Origin of the sequence: Defluviitoga sp. (genome assembly GCF_035349255.1) — a bacterium.
Taxonomy (GTDB): Bacteria; Thermotogota; Thermotogae; order Petrotogales; family Petrotogaceae; genus Defluviitoga.
Genome location: NZ_DAOPSE010000080.1, coordinates 1 through 3,075 on the forward strand (window position 1 = coordinate 1; position 3,075 = coordinate 3,075).

Sequence of the window (3,075 nt, forward strand, 5' to 3'; positions counted from 1 at the left end):
ATAACGAAATATTTATCAAAAGAATTCTCGAAGAATAAAGAATTTTATAAACTTTTTTATGATATTTATGTGATTTTAGCCAATTAAAAATGAATTAACATTTTCAATTACTTCTGCAGGAAGTTTAGTTTTATCGATTATTTTATAAGGGTTTCTTAAACCACTTTTTACAAGAAATACTTTTATTATCTTATCTTTTAATGTATATGATGCTTTAATCATGTTCAAATCTGTCTCTGAATCTCCAATAATATATATTGTTTCATTGGTAAAACAGTTTTCATTTAGAATTAGCCATTCTGTTTTCGTTTCTGGACCTTGTGGTTTTAATACAACACAATTATTTTTGAAAAATTTGAAAATCCCAAGGTACTCTAACTGCCAATAAAAAGCATTTTGATTATTTCTCATAGTTAAAATAATAAAATTTTCCTTGATGTTAGTGATGAGATCGGTATCTATTATAAGTTTATCAAGTGATAAATATTGTTTTTCTTCTAAAGCCCATCTCTTAAATTTTTTGTATTCTTGAAATTCTTCATCCTTAGCAAGAATTCCCATTTTTTCTAACATTTGCTTTTCATCTTGAGTATTCCATTTGAAAGCTTTGAAGGTCTCAATTTTAATGTCTAAATTCCACCAATCTTTAAAAATTTTATAATATCTTTCCCAAACGTCTACGATTGTTCCATCAAAATCGAAGATTATAATTTCTATTCCTCCTCAAATATTTCTTCGAAATATCTATACATAGTTCGCTTCTTTCTATCAGGAACGCATTCCTGAGGAGTGATGTTTTCACCAAGCGATAACTTTATTGTAATTAAAGGAATATTAATTCCCGATTCAACGCTTAAAGGCAAACCGCCCGATGGAAAACGTAAATTCACGTCAGTAAAAACAATTTCATTTTCAGAAGTCTTGAAAAACTGAAAATTTGCAGGCCCTTTTATTTTGTAGTGTGATGAAATGAGTGCTAAGTAATCACCGACATCCACCTCATAATTATTTTGAGTTACGATTGCAGCACCACCCAAAGTTTTTAATCTTATTCTTTGATTGTATCCTAATAATTTTCCTTCCTGATCGAAAATCGCATCCACTGTATACTCTGTTCCATTGAGAAATTCTAAAAATATACCTTTTTGTTTTTTGAGAAACTCGAACTCTTCTTTCGTTTCTACAATCATTGTTCCCTTACTACCACTGCCAATTTCAGGTTTAAAAAAGATAGGAAATTCATTTGATAAGGGCGGAGTATTTTCATCAAAAATCTTTGGTACCCTTATTCCAAGATCAGCCAGAGAAATGTAAAGATTTTTTTTATTATCTAGGAACATAAAAGATCGAAATTCAGAAACTATGAATTTCGTATTAGAAAGGCTTTTTATATAATCTTCATATTTTGAAATAACTCTTATTTCAGAAGAATGAAGCGGGAGATAAACATCAATTTTCTCATTATTCAAAAGCTGAATTAAAGAAGATAAAAAATGTTCTTCGTCTGAGGAATTTGGAATAACAATAAATTTGTCGAGGAAAAATTTTGTTGGATTTTTATTATTAGCATCAAATCCAAATATTTCATAAAGATTCGAATCAATTTTTTTAAACAATTTACTGAGATATAATCCAGTTAAGCCTCCGCACGAGCCAAGTAAGATTCGAATTTTTTTCATAAAAGGAACTCCTTTCACGCAAAAATAAGATTCAGAAAATGTCATTAATTAAAAATTATTCATATTTTCCATTCAGTATTTTTCACCATTTTTACTTCTTTTCTTTACAATTATTTTAGTTTTATCTATTTTTGTTGTTGTTTAATATTAGTAATGGCTTTTTCTCGAAGTACATATTAATTCTTATACATCAGAAATTTTTAATTTTGAATAAAAAATGTAAGTCTTCGAATCACTTTTAGCCACCTTATCTATTAAAACGTTAATTATACAGTTTTTACTATTAATTGTATCTCCTTTTATAAGTGCCTTTAATAGTGCTTTTGGCTACTTTGGCATTATCTTTAATTGTATCATTTTTACCTAATTTTACACCGCTATCTACTTGGACATTTTTTGAAACATGAGAAGACATCTTATTTCACAAGTCATAATAACTAATTTGCAGTATATTATTTTCATTTGAACTAATCAACCAAAGTAATTGTTAATTTATTTACTATTGTTAAGACAGAAATTAAAAATTAGATATCTCATTAATTTTTTAACAAAATATTTGCCTATATTATATCACATAATCACCCCATATTTGCCTTCTTCATTAGATCATAATTATATGTCTCTTGTAAATGGTAAAATAAAAATGTGGGAAAAGTTGCAAATAAAGATGTACATAAATGTACATAAAAATGGTATCCTTCTCCTAGTGATTGGATTAGGAAAAGGAGGAGAAGGATACCGAAGATGAAAGAGTTGAAAAATAATAATGGGTTTTCTTTGTATGAATTTTCAAATTGATGTTATCTGTTACCGATCTGATAACGATAAGACTATTCTTAAAATATTGTTTGATAAAATAAAAGGTAATGATGGGAAGTATCTTTCAACGAGTATACCATATTAGAAAAACAATAATGCTCATGTTGAACAAAAAGGTGGAGATAAGGTAAGAAAGTTAGTTGAGTATTTTAGATATGATTCAGAAGAAGAAGTAAGTCTGCTCAAGGAGATTTACGAAAGAGCAGACTTATTAGACAACTTCTTCATAGCAAACTTTAAACTATCTGATATATTATATAATATCAACTTGAATTTAATATAGGGTTTTTATAATACGTTACCAATAGTGGAGGAGTTTAGTCCAAAAACTATTGAAGAGTAAATTGACTTAATCATTAAAGAAACAACTTCAAATTCTTGAAGGTAATGATTTATTATTAGGAGGAGAGTTAAATGATCAGTGTTGGAGAACCACTCAGTATTTTTTCAGAGTTATCAACAATAAAAAAAATCTGAATTCAAAGGACGTGAAGAAAGCGAAACTCAGCAATTTACAGTTAGAGTGGAATAGCGATTAAAAAAGACGGTTTTTTTGAAAATTTTGGTAAATTAGGAA

General features: G+C 27.8%; 2 protein-coding genes. Both read right to left on the reverse strand.

The annotated features are described in order from the left end of the window. Positions 1–75 precede the first annotated feature (75 nt). Positions 76–717: an HAD family hydrolase gene (locus tag PKN74_RS08205; protein WP_472310349.1), complete on the reverse strand. Its 642-nt coding sequence runs from the start codon at positions 715–717 to the stop codon at positions 76–78. Beyond that, complete coding sequence (locus PKN74_RS08210; protein WP_464234179.1) at positions 714–1,679, reverse strand: ATP-grasp domain-containing protein; 966 nt, start codon at positions 1,677–1,679, stop codon at positions 714–716. The genes PKN74_RS08205 and PKN74_RS08210 overlap by 4 nt, the downstream gene beginning before the upstream one ends. Positions 1,680–3,075: the final 1,396 nt, after the last annotated feature.